Genomic DNA, 17,047 nt, shown 5'->3' with positions numbered 1-17,047 from the left:
CAGCCTACTGCAATCGCCGGGCTTTGCAATCGGACCTTCTGTCTAGAGCACCGCAGAGGCTGCCTCCAGCAGGGCACGATAGAACGCGTGTTCCGCCTCCAGCGCTGCGGCCTGATGCTCGGCCTGGCGGAAGCCGTGGCCCTCGTCGGGGAAAAGGCGGTACTCCACAGTGACGCCATTGTCCCGCAACGCGGCGACCATGCTCTCGGTCTGCTGCGGCACCACCACCGCATCCCGACCACCCTGGAAGAAAATCACCGGGACGCGGATGCGCCCGGCCTGGCGCAGTGGCGTGCGCCGCCGGTAGCGCTCGACATGCTGCTGCGGATCACCCAGCAGCCAGTCCAGGTAATCCGCCTCGAACTTGTGGGTAAGCCGGCGCAACGCCAGCGGATCGCTGACGCCATACAGGCTGGCGCCACCGGCATAACCACCCTGGGCCAGGGCCAGGAGTGCGCTATACCCTCCGGCGCTGGCACCGCGCACGAACACCCTGGCCGGGTCGATGCGCCCGAGGTCGGCCAGGTGGTCGACGCCGGCGCGGATATCTTCCAGTTCGATGCGCCCCCACTCGCCCTGCAGGCGCTGCCGGTAGACACGGCCAAAGCCGGCGCTGCCACGGTAGTTGAGGTCGAGCACGGCGAAGCCTCGCAGGGTCCAGAACGGAATGCGCGGGTCGAACACCGGGTAGCTGGATGAAGTCGGCCCGCCGTGGAGGAACACCACCAGCGGCGTCGGCCCCGAGCCCTGAGCTGGGTAGAAATAGCCATGGGCGGTCTCGCCGCCACTGGCGAAGGCGATGGCTTCGGGGCGCGGCAGCAGCACCTCGTCCAGCGGTCGCTCGCCACCGGCCAGCACGCTCAGACTGTCGTCATGGCGGTCGATGGCCAGCAACGCCGGCAGGCGATCCGGTGCGGCGGCCACGCAGTAGAAATAACGCTCGTCCGCCGCCAGCGCACGGAAGCGACTGAAGTCCGTGGCCAGGCGCCGCTCATAGCCGGCATCGGTACGCTCCAGCAACTGCCCTGTCGCAGGAGTGATGCGGCTCAGCAGCAAGCCTCCGCCCTCCAGCGGCAGGTAGCTGCGCCCGCCGAGCTGCCACGGCGCCGGGGCATGATCGCAAGCCGCATCGAGCACCGGCTGCAGGCCGTTGTCGCCCTCACGCAGTGGCTGCCACCAGCCATGTCGATCACTCAGGCAATACAGGCGACCATCGGCGGCGAAGCGCGGCTGCTGCAGCGACTCCTCGCCGCCCTCGCCGGCCAGTACCTGGGTACGGCTCCAGTCACCGGCTGGCGAGCGGTGCCGCTGGCACAGGCGGGTGGCGGTCCAGGGCTGCTGCGGGCGATCCCACTCGACCCAGACCAGGCGCGTGCCAGTCTCATCCATCGTCGGCGCGGCGTAGAAGTCGGCACCCTGCACCAGCACCTGGCGGCTGCCGTCCAGGCCGAGGCGAACGATGCGGTGCTCCACCTCGCCCGGCTCGCGGCTCTCCTCCACCGCCAGCACCGCCTGCCAAGCCGGAACGAAGGCCAGATCGCCGTAGCGGCAGGAGAACTGCTCTGTCAGCGCCTGCGGCGCGGTGCCGACGAGATCGAGGTGATAGACCTGCTGATCGGCCTCGTTGACGAAAGCCACGCCACTGGTGGTGACGCAGCTGGCACCACCACCGTATTCGTAGACCTTGCTGCGTACCGAATAGCCCGGCGGGGTCAATTCGCGGCGCTGCACGCCAAGGAGGAACTGCAGCGAGCTACGCCCGCTGGCCGGATCGAACTCGACCCACAGCACGCCGCCGTGGGCTGCGTGCAGCTCGGCAAAATCACGGCCGGCGGCGGCCGCCTGCGTGGCGGACCAGGTGGCTGCCATGGCCGAGCCCTGATCGCGAGAGTGACTCATGCCTTGCAGATCAGCCGCGAGGCCTTGTCGTTGCGGAAGGTCAGCTCGCCAAGGCCGACCGCGCCCAATTCAGCTTCATGGCGCGCATCGAGGATCATGCCGTGGTGGGCCGACTTGGCGCAGACCGGGTCGGCGTTCTCCGCCGTGCCGGTGAGCATGAACGCCTGGCAGCGACAGCCGCCGAAATCGCGTTCCTTCTCGTCGCAACTGCGGCACGGCTCCGGCATCCAGTCGTCGCCACGGAAGCGGTTGAAGCCGAAGGAGTCGTACCAGATGTGGCGGATGTCGTGCTCGCGCACGTTGGGGAATTTCACCGGCAACTGCCGCGCGCTGTGGCAGGGCAAGGCGGTGCCGTCCGGAGTGACGTCGAGGAACAGGTTGCCCCAGCCGTTCATGCAGGCCTTGGGGCGCTCCTCGTAGTAATCCGGGGTGACGAAGATCAGCTTGCACGGGTGATTCTGTGCCGCCAGCTTCGCCCGGTATTCATTGGTGATGCGCTCGGCGCGTTCCAGTTGCGCCTTGCTCGGCAGCAGGCCGGCACGGTTGAGCTGGGCCCAGCCGTAGAACTGGCAGGTGGCGAGCTCGACGAAGTCCGCCTCCAACTCCAGGCACAGCTCGATGATCTGATCGATGCGATCGATGTTGTGTCGGTGGGTGACGAAGTTGAGCACCATCGGGTAGCCATGGGCCTTCACCGCGCGGGCCATGGCGACTTTCTGCGCATAGGCCTTGCCGCTGCCGGCGAGCAGGTTGTTGAGTTCCTCGTCGGCGGCCTGGAAGCTGATCTGGATATGGTCCAGGCCGGCCTCGGCGAACGCCGCCACCTTGGCCTCGGTGAGGCCGATGCCAGAGGTGATCAGGTTGGTGTAGTAACCCAGCCCACGGGCCGCCTGGATCAGCTCGACCAGGTCCTGGCGCACCAGCGGCTCTCCGCCGGAGAAACCCAGCTGCGCCGCCCCCAGTTCACGGGCCTGGCGAAACACCTCGATCCACTCGGCGGTGCTCAGCTCCTCGCCCTGGCGAGCGAAGTCCAGCGGGTTCGAGCAGTACGGACACTGCAGCGGGCAGCGGTAGGTCAGCTCGGCCAGCAACCAGAACGGCGGGCCGACCTGCACGCCGGGTTTAGCGCAACTCGATCCAGAACTGAGCATGGGCCACCTCAAGGAACGCCAGGATGTCTTCGTCGATCCCCTGGATTTCAGGGAAACGGCTCTGCAGTTCGGCGACGATGGTCGCCACGCTGCGCTGGCCGTCCACCATCTTGAGTATCTCGCCGGCACTCTCGTTAAGCTTGATCATGCCCTCCGGGTAGAGCAGCACGTGGCAGCCCTGGGCCGGCTCGAACTGCAGGCGGAAGCCGCGCCGAATGGTCGGTATACCGAGCAGCAGGGACGGTTGATTGGCCTGAGCGAGGTTGCTGCTCATAGGGAGGTACTCCTGTTCGTGACGGGGCGAATCACAGCGCGATGCCCCGGTGCCAGACCCGTTCGCGGGTCACGGTGTGGTACGGCGGACGCTCCAGCTCGTAGGCCATGCTCATGGCGTCGAGCATGCTCCACAGCACGTCGAGCTTGAATTGCAGGATGTCCAACATGCGCTCCTGGGCCTCGCGTGTGCGGTAGTGGCCGAGGGTGATGCGCAGGCCGTGCTCGACATCGCGGCGAGCTTCCTTCAGGCGCTTGCGGAAATAGTCGTAGCCAGCCGAGTCGATCCAGGGGTAGTGCTGTGGCCAGCTATCCAGGCGTGACTGGTGGATCTGCGGGGCGAACAGCTCGGTCAGCGAACTACTGGCCGCCTCCTGCCAGGACGCACGGCGGGCGAAGTTGACGTAGGCATCCACGGCGAAGCGCACACCGGGCAGCACCAGCTCCTGCGACAGCACCTGCTTGCGGTCCAGGCCCACCGCCTCGGCCAGGCGCAGCCAGGCCTCGATACCACCCTCCTCACCCGGCGCGCCATCGTGGTCGACGATGCGCTGGATCCATTCGCGGCGGGTGTCACGGTCCGGGCAATTGGCCAGGATCGCGGCATCCTTCAGCGGAATGCACACCTGATAGTAGAAGCGGTTGGCCACCCAGCCCTGGATCTGCTCACGGCTGGCGCGGCCCTCGTACATGGCCACATGGAACGGGTGGTGGATGTGGTAGCAGGCACCCTTGGCGCGCAGCGCCTGTTCGAATGCCTCGGGGGTCATGGCTGGCTGGTTCATACCAGGCTCCTCAGAGTTCGATGCCCATGCCGTCGAAGGCGACTTCAATGCCGTGCGCGGTCAGTTCGGCGCGCTCGGCCGAGTCCTCGTCGAGGATCGGATTGGTATTGTTGATATGGATCAGCACCTTGCGCGCGGGCAGGCCCTGCAGTGCGGCGATCATCCCATCCGGCCCGCTCTGCTGCAGGTGACCCAGCTGACTGCCGAGCTTGCTGCCGACCTCGGCACGGATCATCTCGTCGTCGCGCCAGAAGGTGCCGTCCACCAGCAGGCAGTCGGCCTCGGCCATCTGCGCGCGCAGCTCGGCGTCCACCTGCCCCAGGCCCGGGGCGTAGAACAGCGTGCCACCGGTGCGCCGGTCGCGTACCCGCAGGCCAATGTTGTCGCCGGGGTGCGGGTCGTTGCGGTGCGGCGAATAGGGCGGTGCAGCGCTGTGCAGCGGGAACGGGGTGAACTCCAGCTGCGGGCAGGCGGCGATGGTGAAGCTGCGCGTCAGCTCGATAGGCTGCCAACGCAGGCCGCCGCCCGGCCAGTGCGAGAGCATGTTGAACAGCGGGAAACCGCTGGTCAGGTCCTGGTGGACCATCTCCGTGCACCACACCTCGTGCGGGCAGCCCTCGCGCAGGCTGAGCAGGCCGGTGGTGTGGTCGATCTGGCTGTCGAGCAGGACCACCGCCGAGATACCGGTATCACGCACCGCACGCGCCGGCTGTAGCGCCGGGAAAGCTTCGAGCTGGGCACGGATGTCCGGCGAGGCATTACACAGGATCCAGTTGACTCCATCATCGGAGAGAGCGATGGACGACTGGGTACGCGACCGCGCATTCAGCGTTCCGTCGCGCAGTCCACGACAGTTGCGGCAGTTGCAGTTCCACTGGGGAAAGCCACCACCGGCGGCCGACCCGAGAATCTGAATGAGCATACGGCTGCTCCAAGATAGAAGCCCCGGCGGACCGGGGCTGATCGGATCAACGATTGGCGAAGTACAGGGTGACTTCGAAGCCAATGCGCAGGTCGGTAAAGCTAGGCTTGGTCCACATGGATCGATCCTCTTCTTGTAGGCCGGAAGATTCCGGCAGGTCGAGTTAAGCACCAGGGCCGCTTCCCCCGAATGATACTTTCGAAGGAGTTTCGCCCCTGATTTGGTAGGGCAGGCGCGACAACTGTCGCCTCCTGCCCGCTACAGGTGTCGCATCGCTGCGACAGCTGTTCTGCCAGGCGCCGCCGCAGGCCGCGGAAAACCGCGCTACCCAGGGCACCGCCGTGAATCCGACGAAGCGGCACAGCGCTTGCTGGCCTCCCCGGTGTTCGACGGATGGATGACTGCACATCGCTCCCAGCCGGAGTATGGTTGGGACCAGCCGCCGGCCGAACGGCTCCGCAAAAAACAACAACGCGCCGCAGCCTGACTCGCGGCCAATGGGAGTGCCCATGACCGCCCATGCCTTGGAAACCTGCCCCAATGACCTCACCGCCTTCGTCGCGGACCACTTCCCCGAGCGCGGCATCCGCCCAGATGGCCTGATCGCCCGCTCCTGGTATCGCAGCGTGATGGAGCACCGTCTCGATCCGCACGGCGCGGTCGAGAAGAACATCCTCACCGCCAGCGAACTGCGCGAATACCAGGCCCTGCACGAGGAGTACCTGGCCATCGCCGGCCAGGGCCTCAACGGCCTGGCCAAGCGCGTGGTACCGGCTGGCTTCGCCGTGCTGCTCAGCGACGAGCACGGCGTGACCCTCGACTCGCGCCTGCCGCGCCAGCGCGACACCTACACCCAGGCCGGGCTGATCGTCGGTGCGCGCTGGGACGAGTCCATCGCCGGCACCAACGGCATCGGCACCACCCTGGCCGCCGGCCAGCCGATGACCATCCACCGCCAGGAGCATTTCCTGGTCTCCAACTTCCGCCTGAGCTGCTCGGTAGCGCCGATCTACGATGCGCAGAACGCCCTGCGCGGCTGCCTCAACGCCACCTGTCTGAACAGCGACGGGCCGAAGGAAGCGCAGTACCTGACCCTGCAGCTGGTGATCATGTATGCCCGGCTGATCGAGAACGCCAGCTTCCGCCAGCGCTACCGCGACCGCCTGAGCCTGTCGCTGAAGCCGCGCGACGACATTGCCGACCTGGCCAACGAACAGTTGCTGGCCCTCGACGAGCGCGGACGGGTCATCGGCGCCAACCACGCCGCCTTCGTCGCCTACCAGCAGGAACGCGGCATCGACCTGCTCGGCAGCCGCATCGACCAGCTGCTGCCGGCCAACGTCGACGAGCTGCTCAGCCTGACCCTGGGCGGTGCCCGTGGCGTACGCCTGCGCACCCAGCAGGACGAGGCGCTGGTGGATATTGGCCTGCGCATTCCCGCCAGCCCGCCGCCACGCAGCGCCCCGAACCGGATCGAGGCCCGCCCCGAGCACCCGGACCTGCAGCGCCTCAGCGGCGGCGATGCGCGCCTGCTGGACGGCGTGGGGCGCCTGCGCAAGGTGCTCGACAAGGGCATCCCGATTCTCATCACTGGCGAGACCGGCACCGGCAAGGAGGCCTTCGCCCGCGCCATCCACCAGGCCAGCACGCGCCACACCGGCCCCTTCGTCGCGCTGAACTGCGCGGCGATTCCGGAAAGCCTGATCGAGAGCGAACTGTTCGGTTACCGCGGCGGCAGCTTCACCGGTGCCAACAAGAAAGGCATGAAGGGCAAGCTGGAACTGGCCAATGGCGGCACGCTGTTCCTCGACGAGATCGGCGACATGCCCGCGCACCTGCAGACCCGCCTGCTGCGCGTGCTGGCCGAGCGCGAACTGTTCCCCCTCGGTGCCGACGCACCCGTGGCGCTGGATGTGCAGGTGGTTTCCGCAACGCACCAGAACCTGGCCGAGATGATCCGCAGCAAGGGCTTCCGCGAGGACCTGTTCTACCGCCTCAGCGGCATGACCCTGCAGCTGCCGGCCCTGCGCGAGCGCAGCGACCGCGATGCGCTGATCGACAACCTGCTGGCTGGTCTCGGCACGGAATTGCGCCTGGACGAAACCGTGCGCGAGCGTCTGCACACACACCCCTGGCCGGGCAACATCCGCCAGTTGCTCAACTGCCTGCGCTACGCCGCCGCCCTTGCCGAGGATGGCCGCATCGACCTGGACTGCCTGCCCGCCGAACTGCATCAGACGGCTCCCGCCGACGCACCATTGGCGTTGCAGGAAGCCACCAGCAGCGCCCTCGCTGCCCGCCTGGACGACGATGAGGCACGCCACCTGCTGGCAGCGTTGCGTGAGAGGCAGTGGAACATTAGTGCGGTGGCAGAGCAGTTCGGCATTGCCCGGTCGACCCTGTATCGGAAGATGAAGAAGCACGGCATCGTGCAGCCCAACGCGCTGTACTGATTCCTTCCTTTTTCCCTGCGTCCGACCAATCCGGGCGCAGGGAAAAAGGAGCGAGCCGCACCTGGCAAGGACGGCCCGCCCAATCGAAGCGACGACTTACTCCTGGGCGTACACCACATGTGTATGGGTGTACTCGTACAAGCCATGCTTGCCGTCCGCACCACCGATGCCGGACTTGCGCGTGCCGGCGTGGAAGCCCTGCATGGCCTCGAAGTTCTCGCGGTTGATGTAGGTCTCGCCGAAGTCCAGCTCGCGGCTGGCCTTGAGAGCGGCGCTGAGGTTGCGGGTATAGATCGACGAGGTCAGGCCGTACTCGCTGTCGTTCGCGCGGGCGATGGCCTCGTCGAGGTCATCGACGATCTGGATCGGCAGCACCGGACCGAAGATCTCCTTGCGCATGATCTCCATGTCGGTGGCGCAGCCGGCCAGTACCGTGGGCTGGTAATGGAAGCCCTTGCCCTTGTCCGCCACCGCCCCACCAGTGATCACCTGGGCGCCCTGCTCGACCGCCGTGCGCACCATCTGCGCGACCTTGTCCAGGCCGGCCTGGTTGATCAGCGGGCCCATGTCCAGATCGGACTCGACGGAAGGATCACCGTAGCGGGTAGCCGCCATCGCCGAAGCGATCTTGTCGATGAACTGGTCGGCCACCTTGCGCTCGACGTAGACACGTTCGGCACAGTTGCACACCTGTCCGGTGTTGATCACCCGCGACGCGGTGATGGCGGTGACGGCCAGGTCCAGATCGGCATCGGCCAGCACGATGGCCGGCGCCTTGCCGCCCAGTTCCAGGTTGAGCTTGGTGATATTCGGCGCCGCCGCGGCCATGATCCGCGAGCCGGTGCCGACGCTGCCGGTGAAGCTGATCAGGTCAACCCCGGCGTGACTGGTCAGCGCGCTGCCGGCACCTGCACCGGTGCCGCCGACCACGTTGAACACACCGCGCGGCAGGTCGGTCTCGGCCACCAGTTTGGCGAACTCGAAGCAGTTGATCGGCGTTTCCTCGCTGGGCTTGATCACGATGGTGTTGCCGGTGATCAGCGCCGGCGCCATCTTCCGGGCAATGAGGAAGAACGGGAAATTCCACGGCAGGATACCGGCCACCACGCCCAGCGGCTTGCGCAGCAGGAAGATGTGCTCGCCGGCACGGTCGCTGGTCAGCACCTCGCCTTCCAGGCGGCGCGCCCATTCGGCCATGTAGTCCAGGTAGTCGGCGGTGAAGTTGACCTCCACCTCGGCCAGGGCCGGCACCTTGCCGCCCTCGACAGTGATGATGCGCGCCAGGCGCGGGGCGTTGGCGCGCACCTTGGCGGCGATCTGGCGCAGGTAGCCGGCGCGCTCGATAGCCGGCTTGGCGGCCCAGCCCTTCTGTGCGGCGCGGGCCGCGGCAATGGCGCGCTCGACCTGCTCGTTGCCGGCTTCGGGGATACGCGCCAGCAGGTCGGCATTGGCCGGGTTGCGTACCTCGACCAGGTTGTCGCTGCCGACAAAGGCGTTGTCGATGTAGTGCTGGTAGGTGGTGATGTCGCTCATGGTCGCTCTCGCTATACGGAGTGGGCTGACAAACGCGCACCGGGTGAGCGGTGCGCGTTCGCGGGGATCACTTGGCGCTGAACTTGTCCCAGGCGTCGCCTTCCTGCTGCAGGTCGTGGGCGCGCTTGATCAGGTACTGATGGATCTGGTCCACCTGCTTGGCATCGAAGGCCTCGGCGAACGACGGCATGCCGTCCGGTACGCGACCGCCGTAGAGAATGCCGAGGAACATCTGGTGCTTCTCCGGGGTGAGCTTGCGCAGGTCCGGTAGCACGCCGCCGCTCACCGCATGAATGCCGTGGCACTGCGAGCAGTGGCCGTCATACAGCTTGGCGCCGGCCTCCACGGTGGCCGCATCGGCGGTCAGCGGCGGCGGTTTCGGGGCATCGGCCGGCGGCGCCGGCTCGCGCAGCTTGGCGGTGCCGCCGAGCTTGTAGGTGAGTACCTGGGCGAACGGCTGCACGCCGGCGCGCAACGACAGGGCACCGGCGAAGGTGGAGAAGGCACCGCCCCAGCCGGCCATGAAGGTGACGTACTGCTCGCCATCCACCGAATAGGTGATCGGCGCCGCCATCACGCCGCTGGCGGCCGGCTGCTCCCAGAGTTTCTTGCCGTCCTCGGCGGCGTAGGCGATCACCCGGCCATCGGCACTGCCTTCGAACACCAGGTTGCCGGCGGTGCTCAGGGTGCCGCCGTTGAAGATGGTCACGTAGGGCACTTCCCAGGCCGCTTCCTGCTTCACCGGGTCCCAGGCGATCAGCTTGCCGGACCAGGTCTTGGCCATTTCCAGCAGGCCGTCGGCACCTTCAGGCATCATCCCGGTACGCAGGCCAAGCTGGTACATGCTCTTGAACGGGTTGCGCTTGGGCGCCTCGGGGATGTGCTCGTAGTAGGCCGACATGATGTGCGCGGGGATGTACACCAGCCCGGTCTTCGGGTTGAACGACATCGGGTGCCAGTCGTGCGCGCCCCAGAACGCCGGGGTCACCAGGTTGCGCTTGCCGTTCTTCCAATACGCCGCGTTTTCCTCGTCGACGATGGGCCGACCGGTCTTCATGTCCATGCCCTTGGTCCAGTTCTGCGGGACGATGCCTTTGGCCGAGAGCAGCTCGCCGGTGGCGCGGTCGATAACGTAGAAGAAACCGTTCTTCGGTGCCTGCATCAGCACCTTGCGCTGCTTACCTTCGATCTCCAGCTCGGCAAGGATCATGTGCTGGGTGGCGGTGAAGTCCCAGGCGTCGCCCGGGGTGGTCTGGTAGTGCCAGGCGTATTCGCCGGTGTCGGCGTTGACCGCGACGATGGAGGACAGGAACAGGTTGTCGCCCTTGGCCTGGCTGCGCCATTTCGGGTCCCACAGCGAGCCGTTGCCGACGCCGATGTAGAGCAGGTTCAGCTCCGGGTCGAAGGCGAAGGAATCCCACGCGGTACCGCCACCGCCCTGCTCGACGAAGGCGTCGCCGAACCAGGTCTTCTGGGCAATCTCCATCGCCTTGTCTTCCGGCGGCAGCTTGGGGTCGCCCGGCACGGTGTAGAAGCGCCAGGCCTGCTTGCCGCTCTCGGCGTCGTAGGCGGTGACGTAGCCACGCACGCCAAACTCGGCGCCGCCGTTGCCGATGATCACCTTGCCGTTCACCACGCGCGGTGCGCCGGTGATGGTGTAGCTGCGCTTGTGATCGGCGCGGGTGTCGACCGACCAGGCACGCTTGCCGGTCTTGGCGTCGATGGCCTCCAGGCGGCCGTCGAGCACGCCGACGTAGACCTTGCCCTTCCACACCGCCACGCCACGGTTGACCGCGTCGCAGCAGGCCTCCCCGGCGCGCGAGCGATCCGACTGCGGGTCGTACTTCCACAACAGTTCGCCATTGCGCGCGTCCAGCGCGTACACCACCGAGAACGGCCCGGTGGTGTACATCACGCCGTCGACCACGATGGGTGTGGCCTCCACACCACGGTCGAGGTCGAGCTTGTAGCTCCAGGCCAGGCCGAGCTTGCCGACGTTCTGCTGGTTGATCTGCTCCAGCGGGCTGTAGCGTTGCTCGTCGTAGGTACGGCCATGACTCATCCAGTTACCCGGCTCCTGGTCGGCGGCGACGATGCGCTTGCCATCGACGTTGGCCGGTATCTCGGCAGCCTGGGCGGTATGGACGAAGCCGGCCAGCAGCACGGCGGCGAACAGCGCGGAACGGGGTAGACGCAAGGCGGGTTGCCGGTCGGACGACGGGCACGCAGAAGGCGCGGTGAGGCCAATCGATCTCATGGATGTTCTCCGATTCTTGTTGTTGCCTCGACGTTCGCGCCGAGGCTTGGCAGAGTCAGAGCAACGCCTGTGCCAGCGCCCGCCGGGAAGACTGAAAGCCTTGCGCGGCAAGGCCTGCACAGATATCTAAGGGAAACTGAAAGCGGGAAGAAGAACGCAACAGCTGTTGCATTCACACGGGCGTTTGTAGCGGTGGTGCAACGCCCGGAGCGGGCATAAAAAACGCGGCCGGAGCCGCGTTCGACAGGACCTGCCGCTCCGAAGGGAGTAGGCGGTTTGCGAGGAGACGAGCAGGACGCCCGAAGGCATATCGAAAAAAAGCGCGGCCTGGGACCGCGCGGGACATCAATCCATCGGCCGGGCAATGGCCGCCAAGGCGGCCCACGCTCAGTTAGGCCAGACGACGGAAGCGCCTCCCTGCGCTCGATGAAAAAACGTGCGTCCGCCGCAGGGCGGACGCGGGTGGATCAGAAGAAGCCCAGCGGGTTGATGTCGTAGCTCACCAGCAGGTTCTTGGTCTGCTGATAGTGGTCGAGCATCATCTTGTGGGTCTCGCGGCCGACACCGGACTTCTTGTAGCCACCGAAGGCGGCGTGCGCCGGGTACAGGTGGTAGCAGTTGGTCCACACGCGACCGGCCTTGATGCCACGCCCCATGCGGTAGGCGATGTTGATGTCGCGGCTCCACACGCCGGCACCCAGGCCGAACTCGGTGTCGTTGGCGATGGCCAGCGCCTCAGCCTCGTCCTTGAAGGTGGTCACGCCGATCACCGGCCCGAAGATCTCCTCCTGGAACACGCGCATCTTGTTATGGCCCTTCAGCAGAGTCGGCTGGATGTAGTAGCCGTTGGCCAGGTCGCCGGACAGGCGTTCGGAGGAGCCGCCGGTGAGCACCTGGGCACCTTCCTGCTGGGCGATCTCGAGATAGCTGAGGATCTTGTCGTACTGCTGCTGCGAGGCCTGGGCACCGACCATAACGTCGGTATCCAGCGGGTTGCCGCGCTTGATCTGCTTGATCTTCTTCAGCACCTCGACCATGAACGCGTCATAGATGCTTTCCTGAACGACCGCGCGGGACGGGCAGGTGCACACTTCGCCCTGGTTGAAGAAGCCCAGCACCAGGCCTTCGGCGGCCTTCTCGATGAAGGCCGGCTCGGCGTTCATGATGTCGGCGAAGAAGATGTTCGGGCTCTTGCCACCCAGCTCCACGGTGCTCGGAATGATGTTCTCGGCGGCACACTTCATGATGTGCGAGCCGACCGGGGTGGAGCCGGTGAAGGCGATCTTGGCAATGCGCTTGCTGGTGGCCAGCGCCTCGCCGGCTTCGCGGCCGAAGCCCTGGACGACGTTCAGCACGCCCGGCGGCAGCAGGTCGCCGATGATTTCCATCAGCAGGGTGATCGACAGCGGGGTCTGCTCGGCTGGCTTGAGCACGATGGCATTGCCGGCGGCCAGCGCCGGAGCCAGTTTCCAGGCGGCCATCAGCAGCGGGAAGTTCCACGGGATGACCTGGCCGACGACGCCCAGCGGCTCGTGGAAATGGTAAGCCACGGTGCCGTCGTTGATTTCGGCGGCACTGCCTTCCTGGGCACGGATGCAGCCGGCGAAATAGCGGAAGTGGTCGGCGGCCAGCGGTACGTCGGCGTTCAGGGTCTCGCGCACGGCCTTGCCGTTGTCCCAGGTCTCGGTGACGGCGAGTATTTCCAGATTCTGCTCAATGCGGTCGGCGATCTTCAGCAGCACCAGCGCGCGGTCCTGCACCGACGTGCGGCCCCAGGCATCGGCGGCGGCGTGGGCGGCATCCAGGGCCTTGTCGATGTCCTCGGCCGAGGAGCGCGGGAACTCGGCGATGACCTGGCCGGTGACCGGGGAAGTGTTCACGAAGTACTCGCCCTTCAGTGGCGGTACGAACTCGCCATTGATGTAGTTGCCGTAGCGCGGCTTGAAGGAAACGATGGAGCCAGGAGTCCCAGGTTGAGCGTAGATCATGATGATGCCTCTTCTTGTGGTGCCTGCCCCTGCCAATGGGCCAGGTCGTGCTTCGATCTTTGCAGCCGCTCTGCCTCGCGGGTATGCGCCGATGGCACAGCTGGGCTACTCATTTGGTAGTACATGCCTGAGTGCAATCCTTGTGGCGGCGGTCGCGCTCAGGGCAAGCGACGGTCGAAGGTCGTACCGTCGTCGTCCGTCCAGCGTAGACCCAGCTCGCCGGTATCAGCCGGCAGCACCACCCGCCAGTAGGGATTGGCAGAAGCACCGGCGAACGCGCGCACCCGCAGCAGCTCGCCCTGCGCCCCATCGACGCTGAATTCGCGCAGCAGGTGGGGCGGCAGCAGGCGACCGGCGGTATCGCGTCGCTGGCCGGTCTCCATCGGATGGCGCAGCAGACTGGCCAGTTCTCTGCCACCATCCAGCGGCCGGAGCCAGGCCTGGATCTGGCCGAGGCCGTCGTTGGGATCGGCGAGCGGCGGCGACAGGCAGCTGCTGCCTGCGATGCGCACCTGCTGGCGCACGTCCCAGGTGCGCCCATCGGCATCGCGTGCCAGCACTTGCAGTACCTGGCTCTGCGGCAAACGCACGCGGGTACTCAGGCGCAGCGGCTCGTGCCAGGCGCGCAGCTCGACCTCGGCGATGCGCGGTTCACCTTCCCGCTCGCGCAGCAGCACCAGCCGCAGCGGCGGGCGGGCACCGCGCAGGGTCAGGGTGACGGCAACGAAGGCGCCGTCCTCAACCCATTCAGGGATATCCAAGACCAGGCCAGCGGCCTGCGGCAAACCACCGGCTAGCAGGCGCCTCTGCTCATCATGCAGCGGCTCGGCTGCCAATGCCGGTGTCACCAGCAGCACCAACGTCGCCACGATTCGGCGCGCCCCGCACATGACTCGTACGGCACGTCCCGACTTCACGCCGGCGCCCCCCAGGCGGCCGTGCAGATGCCGAGGTACCAGGCCGCCGCCACCTGCGCCTCATGCCGGCGCAGTGCATCATCACCGTCCAGAGGGCTGAGCTGCAGGGTGCCCGGCACCTCGCCGAGCAGCCCCTGCTCGACGCGATAGCGCGCCGAGATCGACACGGCATCGTCGGGTGTCAACAAGCTGTAGCAGGTGTTGCTCAGCACCGGCGGCTGCAACGGCTCGCCGCGCAGCTCGGCCAGCAGGTGAGCCACTGCCAGGCGCGCCTGGGCCTGGGCGCTGAACGCCGACTTGGGCATCGGCGCGGCGATGCTGGCATCGCCCAGCACCGTGATGTGCTCGGCCGTGCGGGCACGAAAGCGCTGAGGGTCCACCGGCACCCAGCCGCTGGCGTCGGTCAGCCCGGCACGCACGGCGATAGCAGCAGCCCGTTGCGGCGGGATCAGGTTGATCACCGCCGCGCGATGGCGATTGCCGAACTCGCACTCGAGCTCGCGACGCTGCGCATCGGCGCGCACCACCCGGCCATCACCCGCATGGCCAACCCACTCGACCAGCCCCGGGTAATGGCGTTGCCAGCCCTGCTGGAACAGCGCCTGCTTGGAGAAGCTGTCCTTCGCATCGAGGATCAACAGCTTGCTGCGCGGCTTGTGTCGCTTCAGATAGTCGGCGATCAGGCTGGCCCGCTCGTAGGGGCCGGGCGGGCAGCGGTAGGGGTTGTCCGGCACGCCGATCAGCACCAGGCCACCATCGGTCATGGCCTGCAGCTGGCGGCGCAGCAGCTCGGTCTGCACGCCGGCCTGCCACGCATGCGGCAGCCGCTTGGCTGCTGCAGCGTCATAGCCTTCGATGGCGTCAAAACGCATGTCGATGCCGGGTGCCAGGATCAGATGGTCGTAGTCCAGCCACAGCCCATCATCGAGCTGTACCCGACGACCGGCCGTATCGATGTCGCGCGCCGCCTGGTGCAACAGGCGGACGCCCTGCCCTTCCAGGTCGCGATAGGACCAGGCGATCCTCGCCAGCGGGTCCAGCCCGGCTATCACCCTGTTGCTCATCGGGCAGGTGTGGTAGTGCACCTTCGGCTCGATCAGCACCACATCCAGGCCCGGCTCTGCCTGGCGCAGCAGGCGTGCGGCGGTGGCTCCGGCGAATCCGCCACCGACCACCAGCACGCGCCCGGTCACCCGGCCCTGCCCCGCTCGCGCCCACCAGGGCAACAGTGCCAGACCGGCGAGGAGCGCGCGACGACTCAGGCGCGCCATCGCTCAGCGCGCCGCCACGGCGCCTTCCGGGCGGTAGCCCAGGCGCAGGCCGCCCCAGTGGCGACCACAAATACGGATCGGCACCGACAGGTCGTGCATCAGCTCGCCGGTGTCGCGGGTATAGGTCTGCAGCAGCAACGGCTGCTCGTGGCTGCCGCAGCGGATGCCGGTGCGGTCGTCGAAGCGGCGCTTGCTGCGGCTGCGCAGCATGTCCTGCTGGCGGTCGCCGGTCAGCGCAGCACTGAACGCCCGGTTGTGGGTCGGTACGTAGCCCTCGGGCGTGCAGGCGATGGCGAACACCAGGCCCTCGTGCTGCCCCAGCAGCGGCTCCTGGATGTCCGGCAGGACGCGGTCGGTGTAGTCGTCGAAGCGGGTTTTGTACTTCTGCGGGAAACTGCCCGGCACCGGCCGGTACTGGCGGTCGAACAGGTCGTCGAGGCTGACACGACCGGATTCGACATCCGCCTCGAAGCGTTCGGCGATGGACTGAGCGCCCTGCCGGGCCAGGTCATAGGCACGCTGGTGGTAGTCGTCCAGCGCGACCTCGGCGAGACGCTCACTGATCTGCTCGGCCTGCCCCTCCAGGCGCCCGGCCACGCCGCCCAGGCGCTGGGTATGGGCATCGCTCTCGGCCAGGTCACCGCGCATCTGCTCCATGGCGGCGAACAGGCTGGTGAGCTGCTCGCGGTTGATCTCGGCCCCCTGGGCGATCTCGTCGACCTGCCCTTCCACCACCTCGGCCAGCGCGACAATGTTGGCGAGGCTGCTACCAGCCTGCTCGACGGCGCCGACGCCCTCGTCCAGTTCACTGGCCAGCTGGCGGATCTGCTCGACCACGGCGGCGGTCTTGCGCTGGATATCGGCAACCATCTCGCCGACCTCTTCGGTGGCGCTGGCGGTGCGCGCGGCCAGGCCGCGCACCTCGTCGGCGACCACCGCGAAACCGCGCCCGGCCTCGCCGGCACGCGCCGCCTCGATGGCCGCGTTGAGCGCCAGCAGGTTGGTCTGGCTGGCTACGCCCTGGATCACCTGGGTAACCCGCTGGATGTCCTCGCTACGCTGGCTGAGGTTGCCGATCAGCTCGCGGCTGGCGCTGGCGCGGCCACTCAACTGGTGCATGCGCGCGATGCTGTCGTGCAAAACTCGCAGGCCTTCGTCGCTGCTGCGGCGCGCCTCGTGGGCGGCTTCCAGGGTGCGTTGACTGAGCAGGCTGGTTTGCTCCTCGGTGGTGATCATCACCTCGGCATTGCCCACGATGCTGGCCGCGCCCTGCAGCTGAGAGGCCAGGCGATGGGCAAGCTGCTTCACCGAATAGGCCACCTCGGCGGCAGACAAGGCGTTGCTGCTGGTGGTGCGCGACAGGTCGCGGCTCAGGCGCAGCAGTGACTCGTCGTCGGTCGACGGCGTGACATCGCTCGCCCCGCCGCCCCGGAGCAACAGGGGCAGCCAGGCCACCGCCACGGCCAGCGGCAGCGCCATCACCAGGCCTATGTTGCCCCGCTGCAGAGCGAGGATGAGACAGCAGATGGCAATGGCCTGAAACAGGCCGGCCAGCAGAGGTCGGTACATCGCGCACCTCGTTCGGACGTTATTGTGAT

At 67.0% G+C, this 17,047-nt stretch carries 13 protein-coding genes; 1 reads left to right on the top strand and 12 read right to left on the bottom strand.

The genetic code is table 11. The features are described from left to right. Positions 1-42: 42 nt before the first annotated feature. From IB234_RS06560 to pqqA, 6 genes are read right to left on the bottom strand one after another with little or no spacing between them, the layout of a single operon-like run. Positions 43-1,899 (bottom strand): alpha/beta hydrolase family protein, encoded by a 1,857-nt coding sequence (locus tag IB234_RS06560; RefSeq protein ID WP_192315677.1) that lies wholly within the window; start codon positions 1,897-1,899, stop codon positions 43-45. Further along, the gene (pqqE, locus tag IB234_RS06555) at positions 1,896-3,050 is read right to left on the bottom strand and encodes a pyrroloquinoline quinone biosynthesis protein PqqE (protein WP_192315674.1); all 1,155 of its coding nucleotides are present in this window, start codon (positions 3,048-3,050) and stop codon (positions 1,896-1,898) included. Before pqqE ends, IB234_RS06560 begins: the two co-directional genes overlap by 4 nt. Then, positions 3,022-3,324 carry a pyrroloquinoline quinone biosynthesis peptide chaperone PqqD gene (gene pqqD, locus IB234_RS06550; protein ID WP_192315672.1) on the bottom strand — a complete coding sequence of 101 codons (303 nt, stop codon included), beginning with the start codon at positions 3,322-3,324 and terminating at the stop codon, positions 3,022-3,024. The genes pqqE and pqqD overlap by 29 nt, the downstream gene beginning before the upstream one ends. A 31-nt stretch (positions 3,325-3,355) precedes the next feature. Continuing rightward, on the bottom strand, positions 3,356-4,108 hold the full coding sequence (gene pqqC / locus IB234_RS06545; protein WP_192315670.1) for a pyrroloquinoline-quinone synthase PqqC: 753 nt from the start codon (positions 4,106-4,108) through the stop codon (positions 3,356-3,358). Positions 4,109-4,118: 10 nt separating this feature from the next. Continuing rightward, the gene (gene pqqB, locus IB234_RS06540) at positions 4,119-5,030 is read right to left on the bottom strand and encodes a pyrroloquinoline quinone biosynthesis protein PqqB (RefSeq protein WP_192315668.1); all 912 of its coding nucleotides are present in this window, start codon (positions 5,028-5,030) and stop codon (positions 4,119-4,121) included. Between the two features lie 46 nt (positions 5,031-5,076). Beyond that, positions 5,077-5,148, bottom strand: coding sequence for a pyrroloquinoline quinone precursor peptide PqqA (gene pqqA, locus IB234_RS06535; RefSeq protein WP_192317738.1), 72 nt, complete (start codon positions 5,146-5,148; stop codon positions 5,077-5,079). Between the two features lie 391 nt (positions 5,149-5,539). Between pqqA and IB234_RS06530 the strand changes: the two genes are divergently transcribed. Then, positions 5,540-7,483, top strand: coding sequence for a sigma-54-dependent Fis family transcriptional regulator (locus IB234_RS06530; protein WP_192315666.1), 1,944 nt, complete (start codon positions 5,540-5,542; stop codon positions 7,481-7,483). A gap of 96 nt (positions 7,484-7,579) precedes the next feature. Here the strand turns inward: IB234_RS06530 and aldA are convergent, their stop codons facing one another. The 6 genes from aldA to IB234_RS06500 all read right to left on the bottom strand — a co-directional run bounded on the left by aldA (position 7,580) and on the right by IB234_RS06500 (position 16,685). Beyond that, positions 7,580-9,016: an aldehyde dehydrogenase gene (gene aldA / locus IB234_RS06525; protein ID WP_192315663.1), complete on the bottom strand. Its 1,437-nt coding sequence runs from the start codon at positions 9,014-9,016 to the stop codon at positions 7,580-7,582. Positions 9,017-9,083: 67 nt separating this feature from the next. Next, positions 9,084-11,273, bottom strand: a complete 2,190-nt coding sequence (locus IB234_RS06520) for a PQQ-dependent dehydrogenase, methanol/ethanol family (RefSeq protein WP_192315661.1) — start codon at positions 11,271-11,273, stop codon at positions 9,084-9,086. 467 nt (positions 11,274-11,740) lie between these two features. Further along, entirely contained in the window at positions 11,741-13,261 is a 1,521-nt protein-coding gene (locus IB234_RS06515; protein WP_192315659.1) for an aldehyde dehydrogenase family protein, read from the bottom strand. Between the two features lie 158 nt (positions 13,262-13,419). After that, positions 13,420-14,178, bottom strand: coding sequence for a thiosulfate oxidation carrier complex protein SoxZ (locus IB234_RS06510; RefSeq protein ID WP_192315657.1), 759 nt, complete (start codon positions 14,176-14,178; stop codon positions 13,420-13,422). Continuing rightward, positions 14,175-15,449: an NAD(P)/FAD-dependent oxidoreductase gene (locus IB234_RS06505; RefSeq protein ID WP_192315655.1), complete on the bottom strand. Its 1,275-nt coding sequence runs from the start codon at positions 15,447-15,449 to the stop codon at positions 14,175-14,177. Before IB234_RS06505 ends, IB234_RS06510 begins: the two co-directional genes overlap by 4 nt. Positions 15,450-15,452: 3 nt before the next feature. Then, positions 15,453-16,685, bottom strand: a complete 1,233-nt coding sequence (locus tag IB234_RS06500) for a methyl-accepting chemotaxis protein (protein WP_412547910.1) — start codon at positions 16,683-16,685, stop codon at positions 15,453-15,455. Positions 16,686-17,047: the final 362 nt, after the last annotated feature.

Source organism: Pseudomonas sp. PDM16 (assembly GCF_014851865.1).
Classification (GTDB): domain Bacteria; phylum Pseudomonadota; class Gammaproteobacteria; order Pseudomonadales; family Pseudomonadaceae; genus Aquipseudomonas.
Note: the sequence above shows the minus strand (reverse complement) of the source record. Positions and strands in the feature narration are given on the sequence as shown.

Bases quoted from the DNA above. Each gene is read 5' to 3' on its own strand.
- IB234_RS06560 (WP_192315677.1), bottom strand. From the start codon at position 1,899: ATGAGTCACTCTCGCGATCAGGGCTCGGCCATGGCAGCCACCTGGTCC.
- pqqE (WP_192315674.1), bottom strand. From the start codon at position 3,050: ATGCTCAGTTCTGGATCGAGTTGCGCTAAACCCGGCGTGCAGGTCGGC.
- pqqD (WP_192315672.1), bottom strand. From the start codon at position 3,324: ATGAGCAGCAACCTCGCTCAGGCCAATCAACCGTCCCTGCTGCTCGGT.
- pqqC (WP_192315670.1), bottom strand. From the start codon at position 4,108: ATGAACCAGCCAGCCATGACCCCCGAGGCATTCGAACAGGCGCTGCGC.
- pqqB (WP_192315668.1), bottom strand. From the start codon at position 5,030: ATGCTCATTCAGATTCTCGGGTCGGCCGCCGGTGGTGGCTTTCCCCAG.
- IB234_RS06530 (WP_192315666.1), top strand. From the start codon at position 5,540: ATGACCGCCCATGCCTTGGAAACCTGCCCCAATGACCTCACCGCCTTC.
- aldA (WP_192315663.1), bottom strand. From the start codon at position 9,016: ATGAGCGACATCACCACCTACCAGCACTACATCGACAACGCCTTTGTC.
- IB234_RS06520 (WP_192315661.1), bottom strand. From the start codon at position 11,273: ATGAGATCGATTGGCCTCACCGCGCCTTCTGCGTGCCCGTCGTCCGAC.
- IB234_RS06515 (WP_192315659.1), bottom strand. From the start codon at position 13,261: ATGATCTACGCTCAACCTGGGACTCCTGGCTCCATCGTTTCCTTCAAG.
- IB234_RS06505 (WP_192315655.1), bottom strand. From the start codon at position 15,449: ATGGCGCGCCTGAGTCGTCGCGCGCTCCTCGCCGGTCTGGCACTGTTG.
- IB234_RS06500 (WP_412547910.1), bottom strand. From the start codon at position 16,685: ATGATCACCACCGAGGAGCAAACCAGCCTGCTCAGTCAACGCACCCTG.